Source organism: Agrobacterium sp. O3.4 (genome assembly GCF_041414895.1).
In the GTDB taxonomy this organism is placed as follows: Bacteria; Pseudomonadota; Alphaproteobacteria; order Rhizobiales; family Rhizobiaceae; genus Agrobacterium; species Agrobacterium cucumeris.
The window spans coordinates 1,402,375-1,423,665 of record NZ_JALPZP010000001.1 but is presented as its reverse complement, the minus strand read 5'-3'; the positions used below and the strand labels follow the sequence as shown (position 1 = coordinate 1,423,665).

The 21,291-nt window shown below is 60.1% G+C and carries 20 protein-coding genes and 1 tRNA gene; 20 read left to right on the top strand and 1 reads right to left on the bottom strand.

What is annotated here, in order from left to right; all coding sequences use genetic code 11:
* Window positions 1-140 precede the first annotated feature (140 nt).
* The 10 genes from M0412_RS06885 (at window position 141) to M0412_RS06840 (ending at window position 10,926) form a co-directional block, all read left to right on the top strand.
* Entirely contained in the window at window positions 141-1,472 is a 1,332-nt protein-coding gene (locus M0412_RS06885) for a murein L,D-transpeptidase (protein WP_142839547.1), read from the top strand.
* A gap of 188 nt (window positions 1,473-1,660) precedes the next feature.
* Window positions 1,661-2,950, top strand: coding sequence for a serine hydroxymethyltransferase (gene glyA, locus M0412_RS06880; RefSeq protein ID WP_269698174.1), 1,290 nt, complete (start codon window positions 1,661-1,663; stop codon window positions 2,948-2,950).
* A gap of 12 nt (window positions 2,951-2,962) precedes the next feature.
* Entirely contained in the window at window positions 2,963-3,442 is a 480-nt protein-coding gene (gene nrdR / locus M0412_RS06875; protein ID WP_006312828.1) for a transcriptional regulator NrdR, read from the top strand.
* Between the two features lie 2 nt (window positions 3,443-3,444).
* Window positions 3,445-4,659, top strand: coding sequence for a bifunctional diaminohydroxyphosphoribosylaminopyrimidine deaminase/5-amino-6-(5-phosphoribosylamino)uracil reductase RibD (gene ribD / locus M0412_RS06870; protein WP_269698173.1), 1,215 nt, complete (start codon window positions 3,445-3,447; stop codon window positions 4,657-4,659).
* Window positions 4,659-5,270, top strand: a complete 612-nt coding sequence (locus M0412_RS06865; RefSeq protein WP_174029251.1) for a riboflavin synthase — start codon at window positions 4,659-4,661, stop codon at window positions 5,268-5,270. The genes ribD and M0412_RS06865 overlap by 1 nt, the downstream gene beginning before the upstream one ends.
* Before the next feature lie 295 nt (window positions 5,271-5,565).
* Window positions 5,566-6,198, top strand: coding sequence for a LysE family translocator (locus M0412_RS06860; protein ID WP_065115375.1), 633 nt, complete (start codon window positions 5,566-5,568; stop codon window positions 6,196-6,198).
* Between the two features lie 175 nt (window positions 6,199-6,373).
* Window positions 6,374-6,820 carry a 6,7-dimethyl-8-ribityllumazine synthase gene (locus M0412_RS06855; protein WP_020809943.1) on the top strand — a complete coding sequence of 149 codons (447 nt, stop codon included), beginning with the start codon at window positions 6,374-6,376 and terminating at the stop codon, window positions 6,818-6,820.
* 4 nt (window positions 6,821-6,824) lie between these two features.
* Window positions 6,825-7,322, top strand: coding sequence for a transcription antitermination factor NusB (nusB, locus tag M0412_RS06850; protein WP_046798873.1), 498 nt, complete (start codon window positions 6,825-6,827; stop codon window positions 7,320-7,322).
* A gap of 21 nt (window positions 7,323-7,343) precedes the next feature.
* Window positions 7,344-8,567 (top strand): MFS transporter, encoded by a 1,224-nt coding sequence (locus tag M0412_RS06845; protein WP_142839551.1) that lies wholly within the window; start codon window positions 7,344-7,346, stop codon window positions 8,565-8,567.
* A gap of 220 nt (window positions 8,568-8,787) precedes the next feature.
* On the top strand, window positions 8,788-10,926 hold the full coding sequence (locus tag M0412_RS06840) for a sodium-translocating pyrophosphatase (RefSeq protein ID WP_142839552.1): 2,139 nt from the start codon (window positions 8,788-8,790) through the stop codon (window positions 10,924-10,926).
* 81 nt (window positions 10,927-11,007) lie between these two features.
* Here M0412_RS06840 and M0412_RS06835 read toward each other — a convergent pair whose 3' ends face one another.
* Window positions 11,008-11,538 carry an outer membrane protein assembly factor BamE gene (locus M0412_RS06835; RefSeq protein WP_046798876.1) on the bottom strand — a complete coding sequence of 177 codons (531 nt, stop codon included), beginning with the start codon at window positions 11,536-11,538 and terminating at the stop codon, window positions 11,008-11,010.
* Window positions 11,539-11,808: 270 nt separating this feature from the next.
* Between M0412_RS06835 and M0412_RS06830 the strand changes: the two genes are divergently transcribed.
* From M0412_RS06830 to M0412_RS06785, 10 genes are all read left to right on the top strand, one after another.
* On the top strand, window positions 11,809-12,348 hold the full coding sequence (locus tag M0412_RS06830) for a ubiquinol-cytochrome C chaperone family protein (protein ID WP_269698165.1): 540 nt from the start codon (window positions 11,809-11,811) through the stop codon (window positions 12,346-12,348).
* Between the two features lie 8 nt (window positions 12,349-12,356).
* Complete coding sequence (locus M0412_RS06825; RefSeq protein WP_269698163.1) at window positions 12,357-12,920, top strand: DUF177 domain-containing protein; 564 nt, start codon at window positions 12,357-12,359, stop codon at window positions 12,918-12,920.
* A 100-nt stretch (window positions 12,921-13,020) separates the two neighbouring features.
* Complete coding sequence (plsX, locus tag M0412_RS06820; protein WP_003496661.1) at window positions 13,021-14,082, top strand: phosphate acyltransferase PlsX; 1,062 nt, start codon at window positions 13,021-13,023, stop codon at window positions 14,080-14,082.
* A gap of 4 nt (window positions 14,083-14,086) precedes the next feature.
* The gene (locus M0412_RS06815) at window positions 14,087-15,058 is read left to right on the top strand and encodes a beta-ketoacyl-ACP synthase III (RefSeq protein WP_269698161.1); all 972 of its coding nucleotides are present in this window, start codon (window positions 14,087-14,089) and stop codon (window positions 15,056-15,058) included.
* A gap of 242 nt (window positions 15,059-15,300) precedes the next feature.
* Window positions 15,301-15,639: an integration host factor subunit alpha gene (locus M0412_RS06810; RefSeq protein WP_003502236.1), complete on the top strand. Its 339-nt coding sequence runs from the start codon at window positions 15,301-15,303 to the stop codon at window positions 15,637-15,639.
* Between the two features lie 266 nt (window positions 15,640-15,905).
* On the top strand, window positions 15,906-16,439 hold the full coding sequence (locus M0412_RS06805) for a MerR family transcriptional regulator (RefSeq protein WP_046798879.1): 534 nt from the start codon (window positions 15,906-15,908) through the stop codon (window positions 16,437-16,439).
* A gap of 187 nt (window positions 16,440-16,626) precedes the next feature.
* On the top strand, window positions 16,627-17,355 hold the full coding sequence (locus M0412_RS06800) for a nuclease (protein WP_269698151.1): 729 nt from the start codon (window positions 16,627-16,629) through the stop codon (window positions 17,353-17,355).
* 138 nt (window positions 17,356-17,493) lie between these two features.
* A tRNA-Leu gene (locus M0412_RS06795) sits at window positions 17,494-17,579 on the top strand.
* A 164-nt stretch (window positions 17,580-17,743) separates the two neighbouring features.
* Window positions 17,744-20,248 (top strand): heavy metal translocating P-type ATPase, encoded by a 2,505-nt coding sequence (locus M0412_RS06790; RefSeq protein ID WP_269698150.1) that lies wholly within the window; start codon window positions 17,744-17,746, stop codon window positions 20,246-20,248.
* 13 nt (window positions 20,249-20,261) lie between these two features.
* Window positions 20,262-21,284: a 2Fe-2S iron-sulfur cluster-binding protein gene (locus M0412_RS06785; RefSeq protein WP_269698829.1), complete on the top strand. Its 1,023-nt coding sequence runs from the start codon at window positions 20,262-20,264 to the stop codon at window positions 21,282-21,284.
* The last annotated feature ends 7 nt before the right edge of the window (window positions 21,285-21,291 follow it).

Below are 21,291 nucleotides of genomic sequence, written 5' to 3'. Positions count from 1 at the left end.
GTCCCGACTGTTCCGCCAGACTGTAGCGCCCAGACACTGGGCCTCGAGCATTACCGGCCGGCAGGCACGCTGTACGTGTTTGTTAATCATATTGATTTAGGCATTGTTGAGAATGCCGAAGAGAGTGGCTGGTAGGTAGAATGACAAAGAAATCCGTTTCCGATTCCGTATCGCGCCGCGCGCTTCTGCGCTCAGCCGTTTCCGTTGGTGTTGCAGCACTTGCCGCGCCGGCCTTGGCGCAAAATGCGCTGAACGACCTCATGGGTTCGTCACGCCGCGGCAACTGGGATGACCAGTTCGACGCCAATACGTCGCGTTCCGCCGTCGGCGTCGTTTCCAACAATCCGGTTCTCGGCCGGGAAGCCCCGGTCTACATGCAGCAGGCGATCATGCAATATCAGCAGATCGTCCAGAATGGCGGCTGGCCGGATGTGCCCGTCAGCCAGCAGCGCCTTCAGATCGGCGTCTCCGACCCCTCCGTACAGGCGCTTCGCCAGCGACTGATGGTGTCCGGCGACCTGCCGCGCGAAGCTGGCATTTCCAGCGCCTTCGATAGTTACGTCGATGGTGCGCTGAAACGCTTCCAGGCCCGCCATGGTCTTCCGGCCGATGGTGTCAGCGGTGAATATACCACCAAGGCGCTCAATGTTTCGGCCCAGATTCGTCTGGCGCAATTGCAGACCAACCTCGTGCGCATTCAGTCCATGTCGGGTGATCTCGGTCCGCGTCACCTGATGGTCAATATTCCGGCCGCTGCCATCGAAGCGGTGGAGAATGAGCGCGTCGTCCTGCGCAACACGGCTGTCGTCGGCCGCGCCAGCCGCCCGACGCATGTCATCAATTCCAAGATTTACGAGGTCATCCTCAACCCTTACTGGACCGCGCCGCGCTCGATCATCGAGAAGGATATCGTGCCGCTGATGCAGAAGGACCCGACCTATCTGGAGCGGAACAATATCCGCCTCATCGATGGCAAGGGACAGGAAGTGCCGCCGACCGCGGTCGACTGGTTCGCGCCGAAGGCCCCGAACCTGATGTTCCGTCAGGACCCCGGCAAGATCAACGCCATGTCTTCGACGAAGATCAACTTCCACAATCCGAACAACGAATATATGCACGACACGCCGCAGCAGGGCCTGTTCAACAAGCTGATGCGTTTCGAATCCTCCGGCTGCGTGCGCGTTCAGAATGTGCGCGACCTCACAAGCTGGCTGCTGCGCGACACGCCCGGCTGGTCGCGTCAGGAAATGGAACGCGTCATCGCCACCCGCGTCAACACGCCGATCAAGCTGGCGCAGGAAGTGCCGGTTTATTTCGTCTACATCACCGCATGGTCGGCGAAGGACGGCGTGGTGCAGTTCCGCGACGATATCTATGAAAAGGATGGCAACGCCGAACTGGCGCTCAACACCACGAGCGGCATGGAGCAGCCGGCCGGCGCTGTTGATGACGACCTTCTGCCGCGCAACTGATCGGCGCTTTTATCGATGAAAACAGGCCGCATCTTCGGGTGCGGCTTTTTTCTTGACTATTTTCTGAGAACAGCTGCCGTTTTTTGTCGCAACGTCGCGTTTTGACGGGCAAATCTCGCACCTCGTATTGCTCTTGTCCGGGCGGAACGCTAAGACGCCATCGCATTACTGTTTCAGGAGCCTTCACCATGTCGAACACAGATGCTTTCTTCTCCCGTCCGCTTGCCGAAGTTGATCCGGATATTTTCGGCTCGATCGAGAAGGAACTGGGTCGCCAGCGCCACGAGATCGAACTGATCGCCTCGGAAAACATCGTTTCCCGCGCCGTGCTTGAAGCGCAGGGTTCGATCATGACCAACAAATATGCCGAAGGTTACCCGGGCAAACGTTATTACGGCGGCTGCCAGTTCGTCGACATCGCTGAAGAGCTTGCCATCGAGCGCGCCAAGAAGCTGTTTGGCGTCAACTTCGCCAACGTTCAGCCGAATTCCGGTTCGCAGATGAACCAGGCCGTGTTCCTCGCGCTGCTGCAGCCGGGTGATACCTTCATGGGTCTCGACCTGAACTCGGGAGGTCACCTGACCCACGGTTCGCCGGTCAACATGTCCGGCAAATGGTTCAACGTCGTGTCCTACGGCGTGCGCGAAGGCGACAACCTGCTCGACATGGACGAAGTGGAGCGCAAGGCCAAGGAAACCCGGCCGAAGCTGATCCTCGCCGGCGGCACCGCCTATTCCCGCGTCTGGGACTGGAAGCGTTTCCGCGAGATCGCCGATGAAGTCGGCGCTTACCTGATGGTCGACATGGCCCACATCGCCGGCCTCGTTGCCGGTGGCCAGCATCCGTCGCCGTTCCCGCATTGCCATGTTGCAACGACGACGACGCACAAGTCGCTGCGCGGCCCGCGTGGCGGCATGATCCTCACCAATGAAGAGGATCTGGCCAAGAAGTTCAATTCGGCCGTATTCCCCGGCCTGCAGGGCGGCCCGCTGATGCATGTCATCGCCGCCAAGGCCGTTGCCTTCGGTGAAGCGCTGCAGCCGGAGTTCAAGGACTACGCCGCACAGGTCGTCAAGAACGCCAAGGCACTGGCCGAAACCCTGATCGAAGGCGGTCTGGATGTCGTTTCCGGCGGCACGGACAACCACCTGATGCTGGTCGACCTTCGCAAGAAGAACGCCACCGGCAAGCGTGCGGAAGCAGCCCTGGGCCGCGCTTACATCACTTGCAACAAGAACGGCATTCCTTTCGATCCGGAAAAGCCCTTCGTCACCTCCGGTGTCCGTCTTGGCACGCCGGCCGGCACGACGCGCGGTTTCAAGGAAGCGGAATTCCGCGAAATCGGCAAGCTGATCGTCGAGGTTCTCGACGGCTTGAAGGTTGCCAATTCGGACGAGGGCAACGCCTCCGTCGAAGCTGCGGTACGTGAAAAGGTCGTCGGCCTGACCGACCGTTTCCCGATGTACCCGTACATGTAAGGAAAAAAGACGATGCGCTGCCCATTTTGCGGTTCCGAAGACACACAGGTCAAGGACTCGCGTCCGGCGGAGGACAACACCTCCATCCGCCGGCGGCGCATCTGCCCCGATTGCGGCGGCCGCTTCACGACCTATGAGCGCGTGCAACTGCGCGAGCTGATGGTCATCAAGAAAAGCGGCCGCAAGCTGCCCTTCGACCGGGAAAAGCTGGTGCGATCCTTCGAGATCGCGCTGCGCAAGCGCCCGGTTGACCGCGACCGGATCGAGCGGGCCGTGTCAGGCATTGCCCGTCGTCTCGAAAGCTCCGGCGAGACGGAAATTCCCTCGGAAGAAATCGGCCTGCAGGTTCTCGAAGCGCTGAAAAGCCTCGATGACGTGGCCTTCGTGCGTTATGCCTCGGTCTATCGCGATTTCAGCCATGCCGAGGATTTTGAAAACGTGATTGCCGAAATCAACGCCAAGATCGCCCGCGACACGGACGCCGGAGTCTAGCCGTGACGAGCCGTGCCGATGACGAAAGGTTCATGGCCCGCGCCATCGAGGTTTCGCTTCGCCACCAGGGCCAGACGCTGACCAACCCCTCGGTCGGCTGTGTTCTCGTCAAGGACGGGAAAATCATCGCCGAAGCGGTGACTGCCATCGGCGGTCGCCCCCATGCCGAACGTCAGGCGCTGGAAATCGCCGGCGAGGCGGCCCGTGGTGCTACCGCCTATGTGACGCTCGAACCATGCTCGCACTGGGGCAAGACCCCGCCATGCGCCAATGCCCTGGTGGAATACGGCGTCGCCCGTGTCGTGGTGGCGGTGGATGATCCGGATGAGCGTGTTTCCGGCCGTGGTTATACGATTTTGCGCGATGCCGGCATTGTCGTGGAAACCGGCCTGCTGCGTGATGAGGGTAAGAGGGCGCTTGCCGGTTACCTCACACGCCAGATGAAAAAACGCCCGCATGTGATTCTGAAGCTTGCCGTTTCCGCCGATGGCATGATCGGCAGGAAAGGCGAGGGGCAGGTGGCGATCACCGGTCCCGAGGCTCGCCATGCCGTGCATGAGCTGCGGGCGCGTTGCGATTGTATTCTCGTCGGCATCAGGACCGCGATTGCGGATGACCCGGAACTGACGGTGCGGATCGCCGGCATGGAGCAGCGCTCGCCGGTGCGCATCGTGCTGGATCGGCAGTTTGAATTGCCGCTGACGTCGAAGCTGGTGCGGAGTGCGCGGGAGGTTCCGGTGGTGGTTGCCGCTTTACCCCCCTCTGCCCTCGGCGGAGCGCCGTCTAGTCTGCTTTCCAACGAAGGCGAATGGGAAACCGGGAAAAAATTTGCGCGAGCGGCTAGCCCCTTGCCGATCTCCCCCCTTGAGGGGGAGATGCCCGGCAGGGCAGAGGGGGGTAACCGCGAGTCAAAGCGCCAACTCCTCACCAACGCTGGCGTCCAGATCCTCGAAGCCACAACCCTCGAGAACCTCCTCCACATCCTTGCCGATAGCGGCATGTCGGAACTTCTGGTCGAAGGCGGTGCCTTTGCCGCAAAATCATTCCTTGAAGCCGGGCTGGTGGACCGTATCATGCTGTTTGAAAGCCCTGTCGTGATCGGTGAGGGCGGCATTGAAACGCCGCTCCGCCGTGCCGATATCACGGGCGATTATGCTTTGGTCAGTGAAACCGCCTATGGGCCGGATCGCTGCTTCGATTATGAAAGGCCGATTTGATGTTTACCGGAATTGTCACCGACGTTGGAACCGTTTCCGAGCTGGAAGCCCTGGCTGAAGGCATTCGTCTGCGGGTGGCGACCAACTACGATCCCAAGACCATCGATATGGGCGCATCCATCTCCCATGGTGGCATTTGCCTGACGGTGACGAGGCTGCCGGAAGACGGCAGCAACGAGCGCTGGTATGAGGTCGAGGCCTGGGAAGAAGCGTTGCGCCTGACGACGATTGCCGGCTGGAAACAGGGCACCCATGTCAATCTGGAGCGGGCGCTGAAGATCGGCGACGAGCTTGGCGGTCACATCGTCTCCGGGCATGTCGATGGCAAGGCGGAAATCCTGGCCGTGGAGCCGGAAGGCGAAGCGGTACGTATCCGCCTGCGCGCGCCGGAGCATCTGGCGAAATTCGTGGCGCCCAAGGGTTCCGTGGCGCTCGACGGCACCTCGCTGACCGTCAATGCCGTCGAAGGCACGGATTTCGACGTGCTGCTCATCCGCCACACGCTCACTGTGACGACGTGGGGCGAGCGCCAGCCCGGCGACTTCGTCAATTTCGAAGTCGATACGATGGCGCGCTATGCCGCACGGCTTGCGGAATTTCCTTCGGCGTAAGCTGGGGAGGCTCGGCGCTTTATTATGTTCGCGGACTCTTCCTTCTCCCGTCATTCCGGCCTTGAGCCGGAATCCAGTCAGCCCAAGTCCTTGGGCTGAGAAGACTCCTTTCGCCGCACAGACGCGCGTCGGCTGGATGCCGGATCAAGTCCGGCATGACGGAGGAGGAGCAGCGAGTTTGATCGTGATCGGTGTTGGTCGCCGCCACACTTCCGGTCAAACCGGAAAGATTGTAAAGACGTCGTTCGGCCGTTCGAGATCGACTGCGCGCCAAACAGGGTAGGGAACATACATCATGCCGTCTTTTGAACTGCTGACAGCCTTTTTCATAACCACCGCCCTGTTTGCCTATATTCCCGGTCCGGCCATGCTTTACGCGGCGGCACAGACCATGGCGCGGGGTCGGTTTGCCGGGCTGATGGCGGTACTCGGCATCCATGTCGGCTGCTATTTTCATATCTTCGCCGCTGCGGCCGGTCTCTCCGTGCTGTTTCAGGCGGTGCCATGGCTTTACCTCGCGGTGAAGCTGTGCGGCGCGCTTTATCTTATATGGCTGGGTTTCTCGATGCTGCGCAGCAAGCTGGAAGGCGAGGCGGTCAATCTGACCATCGAGCCGAAATCGGCGCGTCGGGCTTTCATCGACAGTATCATCGTTGATGTCCTCAATCCGAAGACGGCGCTGTTCTTTCTGGCCTTCCTGCCGCAATTTGTCGATCCGGCGGCTGCTTTCCCGGTCTGGCTGCAGTTCCTGATCCTTGGCATCGCCGTCAATTTCATTTTCTCCTCCGCCGATCTCGTCGGCGTGCTTCTGGCGGGTGCGATGGTCGGGCGTCTGAAGCGGTCGAGCGCCGTGCAGGCTCTGGCCCGGCGCGCCGCCGGAACGGTGCTGATGGGGCTTGGCGTGCATCTGGCTTTCCAGAAAAGCTGATTTTTCAGCCGCGCCGCAGAGACATCAAGCCTTGCGGGATACCCCGCAAACGGGCCATGCTGCGTGGGCGATGCATGAAAATACTTGCCAAGAACGGCCAGCCGTGGTTTGACCGCCGCAAAAGCCGGTATGATCCGGCGTAAAGCTTTTCGGGAAAATCCCCAGGAACCCTCACATGTCCAAACCCCATCTTCTTATCGTGGAAGCACGTTTTTACGACGATATGGCGGATGCCCTTCTCGAAGGCGCGAAGTTCGCGCTTGATGAGGCCGGCGCCACCTATGACGTCATCACCGTTCCCGGCGCGCTGGAAATTCCCGCCGCCATCGCCATGGCGCTTGATGGCGCCGACAATGACGGCACGGAATATGACGGCTTCGTCGCACTCGGCATGGTCATTCGCGGCGAGACCTACCACTTCGATATCGTCTCCAACGAATCCTCCCGCGCCCTGATGGATCTTGCCGTCAGCGAATCGCTGCCGATCGGCAACGGCATCCTCACCGTTGAAAATGACGAGCAGGCCTGGGCGCGCGTGCGCCGTTCCGACAAGGACAAGGGCGGTTTTGCCGCCCGTGCGGCGCTGACCATGATCGAGTTGAAGAAGAAACTGGGTGGCTGAGCGCATGTCGAATGTTGATAATGGCGGCGAACCGCGCCAGCCTTCGGTAAAGCCGGCCAACCAGCGCGGCGCGGCCCGCCTTGCGGCCGTGCAGGCGCTTTACCAGATGGATGTCGGCGGCACCGGCGTGATGGAAGTGGTGGCCGAATATGAGGCGCACCGTCTCGGTCAGGAAGTCGATGGCGATACCTATCTGAAGGCCGATCCGTCGTGGTTCCGCTCCATCGTCTCCGGCGTCGTCCGTGACCAGACGAAGATCGACCCCCTGGTGCGTTCCGCCCTTCTGGAAGACTGGCCGCTCTCACGTCTCGATGCCACCGTGCGCGCCATTCTTCGCGCCGGTACCTTCGAGATCCTCGAGCGCAATGACGTGCCGGTCGCCGTCATCGTCACGGAATATGTTGAAATCGCCCGTGCTTTCTTCGAACACGACGAGCCGAAGCTGGTGAATGCGGTGCTTGACCGCATCGCCAAGCAGGTGCGCGGCGAGGCAAAACGCTAAAATACATTATGTGAGGAAGACATGAGCGCCGTTTCCGTCCCCGGACTTGAAGTTCAACTGGGCGAGGCCAAGCGCAACGTCTTCCTCCTCACCATGGCGCAGGCGATCATGGGGTCGGCCGCGCCCTTAAGCTTTTCGGTCGGCGCGCTTGCCGGTTATCAGCTGCTCGGCGCCGACAAGTCGCTGGCAACCGCGCCGCTCACCGGCTTCAATATCGGCGTGGCGCTCGGCGCCATCTGCGTTGCGGCGGCATCCCGTTTCCTCGGCCGCAAGGCCGGTTTCATGGTCGGCGCGCTGATGTGCTCGATCGGCGGTGGCATCGCCGCAGTCGCGCTCTTCCGCACGGATTTCTGGCTGTTTGCCGTCGGTCTGCTGCTGATCGGTATCTCAGGCGGCTTCACGCAAAAAATCCGTTTCGCCGCAGCCGACGCATCGCCATCCTTTTACAAGCCGAAGGCTATTTCCTGGATTCTGGCAGGCGGCATCATTTCGGCCATCGTCGGGCCGCAACTGGCTATCCTCGGCAAGGATCTGCTCGCACCGGTCACTTTTGCCGGCGCATTCATCGCACTGGTGCCGCTCGGCCTTGTCTCGATCGCCATTCTGGCATTCCTGAAATTGCCCGACCCGAAGGCCGCATCCACCCATACGGAGGCTGCGCGTCCGCTGTCGGAAATCGTCCGCACCCAGCGTTTCATCACCGGCATGGTCTGCGGTATCGGTTCTTATGCGCTGATGACCTTCATGATGACCGGTGCGCCGCTTGCCATGGTCGTCGGCTGCGGTTTCCCCACAGAACTCGCCACGCTCGGCATCCAGTGGCACGTTCTGGCCATGTTCGCGCCGAGCTTCTTCACCGGCATGCTGATTTCCCGATTCGGTGCGGAAAAAATCGTTGCATTCGGCCTCATCGTGCTGATGGCCTGCGCCGTCATCGCCCATATGGGCATCGAATTGTGGAACTTCTGGGCCGCACTCATCCTGCTCGGGCTTGGCTGGAATTTCGGCTTCATCGGCGCAACCGCCATCATCACGTCAAGCTATCGCCCGCATGAGGCGGACAAGGTGCAGGGCTTCCACGATATCGTGCTGTTCGGCACGGTAGCGCTGTCATCCTTCTCTTCCGGCAAGGTGTTTACGGCATGGGGCTGGTCGGTGATGAACCTTGTCATCTGGCCGGTTGCGGGGCTTTGCCTGCTGCTCGTCCTCTCGCTGCTGCTGAGGCAGCGCAAAACCGCCGCGTAAGGTCGCGCTCCTTCTCTACCCCTTTCATGTTTCAGGCAAATTTGTGGGCTTGACGCCGCACCTTTCGCCAACGCAATCTTGCCGCGCAGGTCGTTTTTCCTTGGGAGGGGAATAAACGACCCCGACAGGACCTGGTGCGCGTGTGAACGCCCATGTCCTTGCACATGGTTCGCCGCGCCGGGGAGGGAGTGAGACCCGGCCTTTTGGGAGGTAAGTGCGCATGACCGTAATACCGTTAGTGATTTTATGTGGGGTCCTGTCCGTGGTGTACGCGGTGTGGACGACCAAGAGCGTTCTCGATGCCGATCAGGGCAACGAGCGTATGCGTGAAATAGCAGGTTTTATCCGTGAAGGTGCGCAGGCTTATCTCACCCGTCAATATCTCACCATCGCCATCGTCGGATTGATCGTTGCCGTTCTTGCCTGGTATCTGCTGTCGGCCATCGCGGCCATCGGTTTCGTTATCGGCGCGGTGCTGTCCGGCGTTGCCGGTTTCGTCGGCATGCATGTTTCCGTGCGCGCCAATCTGCGCACCGCGCAGGCCGCATCCCACAGCCTTGGCGCGGGCCTTGATATCGCCTTCAAGTCGGGCGCCATTACAGGCATGCTGGTTGCCGGCCTCGCGCTGCTTGGCGTTTCCATCTATTATTACATCCTGACCTCGGTCCTTGGCCATCCGCCCGGATCGCGTGCGGTTATCGATGCGCTGGTGTCGCTCGGCTTCGGCGCGTCGCTGATTTCGATCTTCGCCCGTCTCGGAGGCGGCATCTTCACCAAGGGCGCCGATGTCGGCGGTGACCTCGTCGGCAAAGTCGAGGCCGGCATTCCGGAGGATGACCCGCGCAACCCGGCAACCATTGCCGACAATGTCGGTGATAATGTCGGCGATTGCGCCGGCATGGCGGCCGACCTGTTCGAGACCTATGCCGTCTCCGTTGTTGCGACGATGGTTCTCGCCGCGATCTTCTTTGCCGGAACGCCGATCCTGGAAAGCGCCATGGTCTATCCGCTGGCGATCTGCGGCGCCTGCATCCTGACTTCGATTGCCGGTACCTTCTTCGTCAAGCTTGGCACCAACAATTCCATCATGGGCGCCCTCTATAAGGGGCTTATCGCCACTGGCATCTTCTCGGTCGCCGGTCTTGCGGTCGCAACCTATGCAACGGTTGGCTGGGGAACGATAGGCACGGTCGCCGGAATGGAAATTACCGGCACCAACCTCTTCCTTTGCGGGCTGGTCGGCCTGGTTGTCACGGCGCTGATCGTCGTCATCACCGAATATTATACCGGCACCAATAAGCGCCCGGTCAACTCCATCGCCCAGGCATCGGTCACCGGCCACGGCACCAATGTCATCCAGGGGCTTGCCGTCTCCCTGGAATCGACGGCGCTGCCGGCCATCGTCATCGTCGGTGGCATCATCGGCACCTACCAGCTCGGCGGCCTGTTCGGCACCGGCATCGCGGTCACCGCCATGCTTGGCCTTGCCGGCATGATCGTGGCGCTCGACGCTTTCGGCCCGGTCACGGACAATGCCGGCGGCATTGCCGAAATGGCCGGCCTTGATCCGGATGTGCGCAAGGCGACCGACGCGCTGGATGCAGTCGGCAACACCACCAAGGCGGTGACCAAGGGTTATGCCATCGGCTCTGCCGGCCTCGGCGCGCTGGTGCTGTTTGCCGCCTATGCCAATGACCTGTCCTATTTCGCCGCCAATGGCGATACCTATCCCTACTTCAAGGACATGGGCGAGATTTCCTTCAGCCTTGCCAATCCTTATGTCGTTGCTGGTCTGCTGTTCGGTGGCCTTATCCCCTACCTCTTCGGCGGCATCGCCATGACGGCGGTGGGCAAGGCGGCAGGTGCCATCGTTGAGGAGGTACGTCGTCAGTTCCGCGAAAAACCCGGCATCATGGCGGGCACGGAAAAGCCTGACTACGGCAGGGCGGTCGATCTGCTGACGAAAGCGGCGATCCGGGAAATGATCATCCCGTCGCTTCTGCCGGTTCTCGCCCCTCTCGTCGTTTATTTTGGCGTGCTGCTGATCTCGGGCTCCAAGGCGTCAGCCTTTGCCGCACTCGGGGCATCGCTGCTCGGCGTCATCATCAACGGCCTGTTCGTGGCGATTTCCATGACATCGGGCGGCGGCGCATGGGACAACGCCAAGAAGAGCTTCGAGGATGGTTTCATCGACAAGGACGGCGTGCGCCACGTCAAGGGTTCGGACGCCCACAAGGCGTCGGTGACGGGTGATACCGTCGGCGACCCCTATAAGGACACCGCCGGCCCCGCCGTCAATCCAGCCATCAAGATCACCAATATCGTGGCGCTGCTGCTGCTGGCAATTCTTGCCCACTGAAAGCTTGATGCCTGACAAACGAAAAAGGCCCGGGGAGCAATCCTCGGGCCTTTGATTTTTGCGAATTCTTTTGCCTGCCGGTCAGGGCGTGTTGTTGCCCTGGCCGAGAATGCTCTTGGCGATGTTGGCGCCCGAGGTGCCGCCGGAGAGCAGCTGCTGCAGGAAGGTGAGATCCTTGCCGCCCGTCGGGGTGGTGCGCGAAATCGTGTCGAAGACCTTGCCGTCCTGCAGCGCGTAATTTGCCTTGCGCTCGATCACGCCGTCCTTGTTGAAATAGATGGCGAGAATGTTCTGCTCGACTAGCGTCGGCTTCATGAAGGCGGCGCGGCGCACGCGCTTCTGCGAGATGTAATAGAACACCTCGTTGCCGAAGGTCGCAGTGGTGGAGGGCGTGCCCATGGTCAGCAGAACCTGTTCGCGGCTGGAGCCTTCCGGGATCAGCTGGAGCGACTGCTCGTCCATGACGTAGCCGTTGTGGAACACGTCGGTGGTGCTGGTGCAGGCGGAAAGCAGGCCGGATGCGAGCACGATTGCGATGGCCGTCTTGCTCAGAATTTTGCCGTGACTTGCGGATTTCTGCTTGCTCAACTGCTTTTCCCCGACTGCGATCATGAATGGCACCTTCCGGCATTGCGTGGTGCACAGTGTCTGTGCACATGATTGTGTCAATCCGGGGACGGAAAATCCCGATCACCCCCCAAATTCAATGCTTTCCCGGTCTTTTGGAACTCCTCCGGTTCTCTTCGACTGTTTCAGCCGAAAGACGAACGTGACCGCGACAGCATTGCAATTCGTGGATGCTTCGGTAAACCAGCTTTGACGATCATGCAACAAGTGCGAGGGGCGGTAAGTGAATTCACCGGTCACGTTCGGAAAAAAACGATGATATTCGGGCTGTTCAAGAAGAAAAACAACAATCGCGCCATAGTAGACCGGCAATATGAGACCTTGACGGCGGCCGCCCGCACGCCCGGTTTTTATCTCGATCTCGGCGTTCCCGATACCGTGATGGGCCGTTTCGAGATGCTGTCGGTCATCATGATTCTCTATTTCCGTCGCACCAAGTCCTCCGGGGTTAGCGGTCAGGAGATCGCGCAGGAGATCGTTGACGCCTTTTTTCAGGATATCGATCATTCCATTCGTGAACTCGGTATCGGTGACCAGGGCGTGCCGAAACGCATGAAGAAATTCGCCGGCATGTTTTACGGACGGCTCGAATCCTATGCGGCGGCGCTGGACGCATCCGACCCCGTTGCCCTTGCCGCAGCGCTTCGGCGCAATATATATCCGCAGGCAGACGAGACGGCGCCGGCGCTGGACGGGCTGGCGGGCTGGATGATGGAAGCCTCTTCGGCCCTTTCCGCCGTCTCCGAAGAAACAATAGCAACCGGAAGCCTGACGCTGCCCTTGCCTGGACGATGAGGTTCACCATGAACACGCGACACGCCGCAAATGACGACCTGCCTTTTTCCTATCCCGTAAAGGTAGGCCATATTTCCGCCAATCCCGTCAGGATTGGTCTGGAAGCCAACGCCGAGGAGCTGAAGGCGCTGGCGAAATTCTGGAATGTGGTTTCTGTCGAATATCTGAAGGCGGAATTGCAGGTTACCCGTTGGAAGAAGGACGGCGTGAAGATCAAGGGCGAGGTGCATGCGGCCGTGACCCAGTCCTGCGTCGTGACGCTGGAGCCGGTCACGAGCAAGATCGACGAGCCTGTTGAGCATATTTTTGTGCCGGAGGGATCGAAGCTGGCGCGGATGGTCACCAATGAGGAAGGCGAGATCGTACTCGACCCCGATGGTCCTGACATCCCCGACCAGTTCACCGGCGACAGCATCGATGTCGGCGCTGCGGTTGCCGAATTCGCTGCCCTGGCGATCGACCCCTATCCGCGCAAGCCGGATGCGGAATTTCCAGAAACCGCAGACAAGGAGCCGGAAGAAGAAAAGCGCCCGTCGCCTTTCGCCGCGTTAAAAGATTGGAAAAAAGACTGAATGGCCCGGTTGGGCTGAAATAATTTTATTGTAACAAAAGCCGGAAAAGGTATTTTCGCGCAAAATCCGCTTGAGTGGCGGCAAAAAGGATAAGGGACGAGTGATCAGAATTGCAATTGACGTCATGGGTGGCGATTTCGGCCCAGATGTTGCCATACCCGGTGCCGCCAAGGCGCTTGAACGGCACAACGATGTAACTTTTCTGCTCTACGGGCAGAAGAGCAAATGCGACCCCATTCTGGCACAATATCCCGCACTTCGGGAAAAGTCGGTCTTTCACGATTGTGAAGTCTCGGTCAGCATGGACGAAAAGCCGAGCCAGGCGCTTCGTCGCGGCCGCTACGTCTCCAGCATGTGGCGCGCCATCGAGGCCGTGAAGCTCGGCGAGGCGGATGTCGTCGTCTCCGCCGGCAATACCGGCGCGCTGATGGCCATGGCCAAATTCTGTTTGCGCACCATGGCGCGCGTGGAACGTCCGGCCATCGCCGGCATCTGGCCGACTTTGAAGGGTGAGAGCATCGTTCTCGATGTCGGCGCAACGATCGGTGCCGATTCCCAGCAATTGCTGGATTTCGCCCTGATGGGTGGTGCCATGGCGCGTGCGCTGTTCGATATCGACCGCCCGACCGTCGGCCTGCTGAATGTCGGCGTCGAGGAGGTCAAGGGTCAGGAAGAGGTGCGTGAGGCCGGGCGGCTGATCCGCGAGGCTGACCTCGGTACCATCGACTATCGCGGTTTCGTCGAAGGCGACGATATCGGCAAGGGTACCGTGGATGTGGTGGTGACCGAAGGTTTCACCGGCAATATCGCGCTCAAGGCCGCCGAAGGGACGGCACGCCAGATCACCACGCTGCTGCGTGAGGCGATTTCCCGCAGCTTCTTTGCGAAGATCGGTTATGTCCTGGCGAAAAGCGCCTTTGACGTGCTCAGGGAAAAGATGGACCCGCGCAAGGTCAATGGTGGCGTGTTTCTCGGCCTGAACGGCATTGTCATCAAGAGCCATGGCGGCACTGATGCCATCGGTTTTGCCTCCGCCGTGGATGTTGGCTACGACATGGTTCACAATGGCCTGACGGCCAAGATTGAAAATGATCTGAAAATTTACCACGCAAGACGGCTTCCGCCCCCGGCGCCCGAAGCTCTCGTGGCTGACGAGGAATAAGGGAATGATCCGCTCTATAGTCCGTGGTTTCGGGGCAGCGCTTCCGAAGCGTGTCATGACCAACAGCGAAATCGAAGGTGTCGTCGAGACATCCGACGAATGGATCGTGCAGCGCACCGGTATCCGGCAGCGCTATATCGCCGGCGAAGGCGAAACGACCGCTTCGCTCGGCGAAGCTGCGGCCCGTGCCGCGCTCGACAATGCCGGCCTGACCCCTGATGATATCGACCTCATCATTCTGGCGACCTCCACTCCGGACAACACCTTTCCGGCAACGGCGGTGAACATCCAGAATCGTCTCGGCATGACCCATGGTTTCGCCTTCGACATGCAGGCCGTCTGTTCCGGTTTCGTCTATGCCGTCTCGACCGCCGATCTTTATATTCGCGGTGGCATGGCCAAGCGCGTTCTGGTCATCGGCTCTGAAACATTCTCGCGCATTCTCGACTGGAAAGACCGCACCACCTGCGTTCTGTTCGGCGATGGCGCCGGCGCGCTTGTTCTGGAAGCTGGCGAAGGCGAGGGGACCTCTGACGATCGCGGCATCCTGACCGCGCAGCTGCGGTCCGACGGTTCGCACAAGGAAAAGCTTTATGTCGATGGCGGACCTTCCACGACAGGCACTGTCGGCCATCTGCGCATGGAAGGCCGCGAAGTATTCAAGCATGCCGTCGGCATGATCACCGACGTCATCGAGCAGGCTTTCGAAGCAACTGGCACGACGGCTGATGATCTCGACTGGCTCGTGCCGCATCAGGCCAACAAGCGCATCATCGACGGATCGGCGAAGAAGCTCAACATCGATCCGGAAAAGGTTGTCATCACCGTCGACAAGCATGGCAACACCTCGGCCGCATCCATTCCGCTGGCGCTGGCCGTTGCGGCAAGCGACGGTCGCATCAAGAAGGGCGATCTGGTCATGCTGGAGGCCATGGGCGGCGGTTTCACCTGGGGTGCGGTGCTGCTGCGCTGGTAACGGTAAATTCATTGCGCGGGCAGGCGTTGACGCGAAATCGGTTGTGTTTTTCGCAGTCGAGGCCTGATCCGTTGCGCCTGAGCACCCTGTCGTTGCGGCAAATCTGCACCAAGCGCCCTAAGCCCTTGCACTGATTGCCGAAAGCCTCAAATGAATCTGGAACAATCCCTTGACCGGTCGCCACAAGGGAAATAATCTCGGCGGCTCCTAGAGAAAAATTCAGACACGGTTTGTGGGGAAAAATGGCCGGGAAGACAGTGACACGCGCAGATCTTGCAGAATCTGTGTTTCGTAAAGTCGGGCTGTCCCGCACCGAATCCGCAGAACTGGTCGAGACGATCATCGACGAGATTTGCAACGCGATCACCCGTGGTGAGGTCGTCAAGCTTTCGTCCTTCGCGACCTTTCAGATCCGGGAAAAGAACGAGCGTATCGGCCGCAACCCGAAAACGGGCGAGGAAGTTCCGATTTCGCCGCGCCGGGTGATGACCTTCAAGGCATCGAATGTGTTGAAGCAGCGCATTCTCAAGGCGCACACAGCCCGCAAGGCCAAGCAAAAGGGCCAAAAGGCCGGGGCGTAAGCCGGCTGCGGCACGGCATTTTTGCCATATGGCAAGCCCTTTTCCCCATTCTTCTTGTGAACATGCTTGAATTTCAACGTGCAAGCCGTTGAAATCCGGTCGACTCGCATCATAATCAATTTTAGTAGTTGGTATCTTGCCGTAACGGGCATCGGCGTGAAGATCGGATACGGTTTTCGCGACGGTTGAATGTTCGGCGGGTGATAGGCGTTCTGTTCAGCACCGGCTGGATGCATGGCGCTCCAGGTCCGGATGGGAGTGGAAATTTGGACAAAAGCCCCGACGCGTTTCGGACCATCAGTGAAGTGGCGGATGAGCTGAACCTGCCGCAGCACGTGTTGCGTTTCTGGGAAACACGCTTTCCGCAGATCAAGCCGATGAAACGGGGCGGGGGCCGCCGTTATTACCGCCCTGACGATATCGACCTCCTCAAAGGCATTCGCCATCTTCTTTATGACCACGGTTATACCATCAAGGGCGTGCAGAAGCTGCTGAAAGCCAATGGCAACCGTTTCGTGGCGGCCATTGCCTCGGGTGATCTCGCGACCATGGAAGCCATCATGGCGGCGAGTGGTGAGAAGGAAGTCGCCGAACCGCGCGTCATCGATACCGATGGGGACGAGGTGGTCGGCCGCCCGAAGGCCAAGCCAAGCGGTCGTTTCTTCGGTTTCGGTGGTGGCAACAGCGATGCGGAAATATCGGTCGGCAAGTCGGGCATCGGCAAGGATGATCAGGCGCTGCTTCAGGAAGCCCTGTTCGATCTGCTCGAATGCAAGCGACTTCTCGATCAGGTTCGCTGATCGTTTATCCACAGGTCTGTTCGAGCATTTTCAGGAAAAGTGAACCGCGGTTCTCCGTCTGGAAACGCGTCAAAACAAAGAGTTAGAGCGTTTTCTCGATTCGAGGAAAACGCGAATGCTCTAAAATGCCAACCTTTCGGAAACTCCTTTGGCCGATAATGCGGCTCCGTAAAGAAGGAGTCCGATCGTGAGCAATCGAAAATCGACAGGGCGACGCCGCACGGCGAAGAAATCGGCTGGTGGCAGCGTCTGGCCCTGGGTGCTGATGCTTGGCGTCGTCGCCGGTGGCATTCAGGCTTACGAATATCGCGACAGTTTCCTGCCGCAACGCCATGTTGCGAAGGCGACACCCGCGACAACGAGTTCTCCAAAACTTGCAACCGCAGCAAAACGCGAAGTGGCCGCGCCGGAAAAAGTGGCGAGCATTCGGCCTGCATCGCCGGTTTCGCCCGGCAACGGGCCGGTGCCACCACGCTCCATCGCCATGCCCTCCACGTCTTCGCAGAGCCAGGTCGCAGCCATCCTACCGGAAACCCGTCCCACGGTCGAAAAAATCTCGATCGGTGAAAAGAGCGGTGCCTTTGCCTTTTGTGGCCGCTCCGGGCTTAACAATTGCGTGGCTGATGGCAACACCTTCTGGATGAAGGGCGTGAAAATGCAGCTCGCCGGCATCGAGGTTCCGCAGATCGACCGGGCGCGCTGCATGGAAGAACGCCAGCGCGGTTTCGTCGCCAAGGTCAGGCTTCGCGACATGCTGAATGCCGGCACCTTCGATGTTGCCTCTTCCGCAGGTGCCAGCGGGCAAGCCATGGAACGCAAACGGCTTTCGCGTTCGGGTGTCTCCTTTGCCGATCAGCTCGTACGCGAAGGACTGGCACATCCGGCATCTGCAAAAAATCAGTCCTGGTGTGGCTGAGGCCCCGTTGACCGCAACCGTTCTGCCTGTGTAGATGAGGCGCTGTCGGCATTCGGGATCGGAACTTTTTAGTCCTGCACCGAGTAATGACGAGGCAAGTTGCAGCGCCGGAGCCGGATTGGCAGGCGGCGCGGCAATGCGGACGTGGCGAAATCGGTAGACGCAGCAGACTTAAAATCTGCCGACCATTGGTCTTGCGGGTTCAAGTCCCGCCGTCCGCACCAACTTCCCTTTGATTTATTCCCCTACCTCAAGTCCTGAGCCGGCGTAAAAACGCCCGTTCACGTGCGCGTCATCTCTTCTTGAAAATCATCAAAAAGAACCTATTGACCTTGCCACGATGGGAAGCCCTATCTTTTTCGATATAAAGAAAAGAGGGGTCATACGCATGTCACAAACAGAGATCCGGGCAAGCCATCAGATTGCGATCGATGGCATGACATGCGCCTCCTGCGTCGGTCGTGTCGAGAAGGCGATTGCCAGGGTGCCGGGGGTTCTCAAGGCCTCGGTCAATCTCGCTACCGAGCGCGCCGATATTGCCTTTTCCGGCCCGCCCGATGTGATGGCTGTCATCGCAGCCGTGCGGAATGCGGGTTATGGCGTCGACGAAAAAACCATCGAACTCGATATTGAGGGCATGACCTGTGCCTCCTGCGTCGGACGCGTGGAGAAGGCGCTGAAGGCTGTCGCCGGTGTCTCCGGTGCAAGCGTCAATCTGGCCACGGAACGTGCCACCGTCCGCGTTGCTGGCAATACCGTCTCTGCCGCCAGACTGGCGGAAGCAATCAGCCAGGCTGGCTACAAGGCAAGCGAAATCGCCACGGACAAAGCCAAGGGTGATGAGCCGGACCGGCGCGAAGCCGAATTGCGCGGTCTGAAAATCAGCCTCGCCGTTGCCGTTGCCCTGACACTGCCGGTCTTCGTGCTGGAGATGGGTTCGCATCTGGTTCCCGCCATCCATGATTTCGTGATGGAAACGGTCGGCATGCGGGAAAGCTGGTATCTGCAATTTGCGCTGACCACGCTTGTTCTTTTCGGACCCGGTCTGCGCTTCTTCGAAAAGGGCATACCCGCACTTCTGCGGCTTGCACCCGACATGAATTCGCTTGTCGTGCTGGGCACTGCCGCCGCCTGGGGATTTTCGGTGGTCGCCACTTTCCTGCCGGAAATTCTGCCGCGTGGCACGGCCAATGTCTATTATGAGGCGGCGGCCGTTATCGTCACGCTCATCCTGCTCGGCCGTTTTCTCGAGGCGCGCGCCAAGGGTCGCACCAGCGAGGCGATAAAGCGGCTGGTCGGCCTGCAGGCCAAGTCGGCCCGCGTCCTGCGCAATGGCGAAACCGTCGATGTGCCGTTGCAGGACGTACAGACCGGTGACGTGATCGTTGTTCGTCCGGGCGAAAAGGTGCCCGTCGATGGCCTGGTAATCGATGGCTCCTCTTATGTCGATGAATCGATGATAACGGGTGAACCGATCCCGGTGACGAAAACCGCAGGTTCCGAGGTTGTCGGCGGCACGGTCAACCGCAACGGCTCCTTCACCTTCCGCGCCACCAAGGTGGGCGCAGATACGCTGATCGCCCAGATCATCCGCATGGTCGAGGAAGCGCAGGCCGACAAGCTGCCCATTCAGGCGCTGGTGGACAAGGTGACCAACTGGTTCGTGCCGGCGGTGATGCTGGCTGCACTCGCCACATTCATCGTCTGGTTCGTGTTCGGGCCGGACCCTGCTTTGACCTTCGCGCTTGTCAACGCTGTTGCAGTCCTCATCATCGCCTGTCCCTGCGCCATGGGCCTTGCCACGCCCACCTCTATCATGGTCGGCACCGGCCGTGCCGCCGAAATGGGTGTGCTGTTCAGGCGCGGCGATGCGCTCCAGACGCTGCGCGATGCCGATGTCATCGCCGTCGACAAGACCGGCACGCTGACGCTCGGCAAGCCGAAACTGGTGCATTTCACCACGACTGAGGGGTTCGACGCGGATGAAGTGCTGCGCCTCGTTGCTTCACTCGAAAACCGTTCCGAACATCCGATCGCTGAGGCAATCGTTGAGGCTGCGAAACATGGCGGCCTGACGCTTGCCGATGCGGAGGGCTTCGAGGCCACCCCCGGTTTCGGCGTGGCGGCGATAGTCGATGGCCGCAAGGTCGAAGCGGGTGCGGATCGCTTCATGACGAAGCTCGGTTACGATGTTTCCATGTTCGCCGGCGATGCTGAACGGCTGGGCAGGGAAGGGCAGTCGCCGCTTTATGCCGCCGTCGATGGCAGGTTGGCCGTGATCATTGCTGTTGCCGATCCGGTAAAGCCGACGACGCCGGAAGCAATCGCGGCGCTGCATGCGCTGGGTCTCAAGGTCACGATGATTACCGGCGACAACCGCCGCACTGCCGAAGCCATCGCTCGCCGTCTTGGCATCGATGAGGTGGTGGCGGAAGTGCTGCCGGACGGCAAGGTCGAGGCCGTGAAGAGACTGGCCGCTGGCGGGCGACGCGTCGCCTTTGTTGGCGATGGTATCAACGATGCGCCGGCGCTTGCTGCGGCCGATGTCGGCCTTGCCATCGGCACGGGCACGGATGTCGCGATTGAAAGCGCCGATGTGGTGCTGATGTCGGGCGATCTTCGCGGCGTTGCCAATGCCATCGCGCTCTCCAAGGCGACCATCCGCAATATCGGCCAGAACCTGTTCTGGGCCTTCGCCTACAACGCTGCACTCGTTCCCGTCGCGGCCGGAATATTGTATCCTGTCAACGGCGTTCTGCTCTCGCCTGTCCTTGCCGCCGGAGCCATGGCGCTTTCCAGCGTATTTGTCCTGACAAATGCGCTGCGCCTGAAAAGCTTCCGTGCGCCGCTGGTGGACAAAGCGGCTGGCATGCAGCTCGCAGCGGCCGAATAGGAGGGCGGATATGATGACGCCTGGCAACACAATCTATCTGCCGCAGATCGGACGCAGCATCATGGCGGCGCAAGGCGAGACCGTGCTTCAGGCCGCGCTTGCGGCAGGCATCACCTATCCGCACGGCTGTCGCATGGGCCGCTGCGGGGCCTGCAAATCGCACCTCGTTTCGGGCGAGATCGATCTTCTCAAGCACACGCCATTTTCATTGACCGAAGAGGAAAAGGCGGAAGGCCTGACGCTCGCCTGCCGCGCCGTGCCGCTAAGCGACGTGACGATCGGCTGGCTCAACGGTGAGGACGAATTTGCCGATATTCCGACCGGCCGCTTTGAGGGCGTGGTGGCGGAAGCCGTGGATGCGACACATGATATCAAGCTCATCCGCATCAGGCTCGGCGATCGCGCGCAGTTTACCTTCAAACCCGGTCAATATGTGCGCCTGCTTTACCCGGACTGTTCGCCGCGCGACTATTCCATCGCCAGCCGGATCGACGAAGAGTTGATCGAATTCCACATCCGGCATGTGCCGGGCGGCCTGACAAGCGGCCATATATTCGCGCAGGCCAAGGCGGGCGATCCTGTCACTTTGGTGGGGCCTTTCGGCTCGTCATTCCTGCGGGAAAAACATTGTGGGCCAATCCTTGGCATTGCCGGCGGCTCGGGTCTGGCACCGGTCAAGGCGGTTGTCGAGGCTGCTCTCGCAACGGGGGAAATGACGGGCCGGGATCGCCCCATCCATGTCTATTTCGGCGCCCGCGCCCTGCGCGATCTTTATATGGTCGAGTATTTCGAAGCGCTTACCGCGCGCCACGGCAATCTGAGTTTCGTTCCGGTTCTCTCCAATGAGCCACATGCGCAGATGCGGTGCGGTTATGTCGGCAACGCGGTGGCGGATGATTTTGACGACCTTGACGGCTGGAAAGCCTATCTCGCGGGCCCGCCGGCGATGATCGAGGCAACCGTGCAGCAACTGGTGGCGCGGGGCATGCGCACCGCCGACATTCATGCAGACGTGTTTTTCACCCCGGACAGATAGGAGCAGG

Bases quoted from the DNA above. Each gene is read 5' to 3' on its own strand.
- M0412_RS06885 (WP_142839547.1), top strand. From the start codon at position 141: ATGACAAAGAAATCCGTTTCCGATTCCGTATCGCGCCGCGCGCTTCTG.
- glyA (WP_269698174.1), top strand. From the start codon at position 1,661: ATGTCGAACACAGATGCTTTCTTCTCCCGTCCGCTTGCCGAAGTTGAT.
- nrdR (WP_006312828.1), top strand. From the start codon at position 2,963: ATGCGCTGCCCATTTTGCGGTTCCGAAGACACACAGGTCAAGGACTCG.
- M0412_RS06865 (WP_174029251.1), top strand. From the start codon at position 4,659: ATGTTTACCGGAATTGTCACCGACGTTGGAACCGTTTCCGAGCTGGAA.
- M0412_RS06860 (WP_065115375.1), top strand. From the start codon at position 5,566: ATGCCGTCTTTTGAACTGCTGACAGCCTTTTTCATAACCACCGCCCTG.
- M0412_RS06855 (WP_020809943.1), top strand. From the start codon at position 6,374: ATGTCCAAACCCCATCTTCTTATCGTGGAAGCACGTTTTTACGACGAT.
- nusB (WP_046798873.1), top strand. From the start codon at position 6,825: ATGTCGAATGTTGATAATGGCGGCGAACCGCGCCAGCCTTCGGTAAAG.
- M0412_RS06845 (WP_142839551.1), top strand. From the start codon at position 7,344: ATGAGCGCCGTTTCCGTCCCCGGACTTGAAGTTCAACTGGGCGAGGCC.
- M0412_RS06840 (WP_142839552.1), top strand. From the start codon at position 8,788: ATGACCGTAATACCGTTAGTGATTTTATGTGGGGTCCTGTCCGTGGTG.
- M0412_RS06835 (WP_046798876.1), bottom strand. From the start codon at position 11,538: ATGATCGCAGTCGGGGAAAAGCAGTTGAGCAAGCAGAAATCCGCAAGT.
- M0412_RS06830 (WP_269698165.1), top strand. From the start codon at position 11,809: ATGATATTCGGGCTGTTCAAGAAGAAAAACAACAATCGCGCCATAGTA.
- M0412_RS06825 (WP_269698163.1), top strand. From the start codon at position 12,357: ATGAACACGCGACACGCCGCAAATGACGACCTGCCTTTTTCCTATCCC.
- M0412_RS06815 (WP_269698161.1), top strand. From the start codon at position 14,087: ATGATCCGCTCTATAGTCCGTGGTTTCGGGGCAGCGCTTCCGAAGCGT.
- M0412_RS06810 (WP_003502236.1), top strand. From the start codon at position 15,301: ATGGCCGGGAAGACAGTGACACGCGCAGATCTTGCAGAATCTGTGTTT.
- M0412_RS06790 (WP_269698150.1), top strand. From the start codon at position 17,744: ATGTCACAAACAGAGATCCGGGCAAGCCATCAGATTGCGATCGATGGC.
- M0412_RS06785 (WP_269698829.1), top strand. From the start codon at position 20,262: ATGACGCCTGGCAACACAATCTATCTGCCGCAGATCGGACGCAGCATC.